Below are 430 nucleotides of genomic sequence, written 5' to 3'. Positions count from 1 at the left end.
AGCAACTACTTCATTTGAAAATGTCGCTATTACAGCTCCGGAAGGTCTGATCTATACGGGTCCTTCCGCTGCAGCGCTTCAGGCGGCATTTGAAGGTGGTACGGGTAATGTTGTATGTACTGTTCCGACATCAGTGACACTTACAGGTGATCTGACAGGATGTACAGTCTTGACTTCAGACAAAATATGGGAACTTGATGGTCTTGCAGTGGTTACTTCTGGAGCAGAATTGAGAATACAGGAAGGAACAACTATTGTTGGACTGCCTGGAACAGGAGATGCCACTTCATATATGATCGTTGATAAAGGGGCTAAAATATATGCACTTGGTACAGTGGACAAACCTATTGTCTTTACATCACAAAATACTTCAGCACAAGAAGTTGGACTATGGGGTGGATTAACACTGATAGGAAATGCAGGAAATGAT

At 43.0% G+C, this 430-nt stretch carries 1 protein-coding gene; it reads left to right on the top strand.

The genetic code is table 11. The annotated features are described in order from the left end of the window. On the top strand, positions 1-430 hold a 430-nt coding region (locus PF327_RS11425), incomplete at both ends, for a beta-helix domain-containing protein (protein WP_289402679.1).

The organism is Sulfurovum xiamenensis (genome assembly GCF_030347995.1).
Lineage (GTDB): Bacteria > Campylobacterota > Campylobacteria > Campylobacterales > Sulfurovaceae > Sulfurovum > Sulfurovum xiamenensis.
This window is presented reverse-complemented; position numbering and strand designations above follow the sequence as displayed.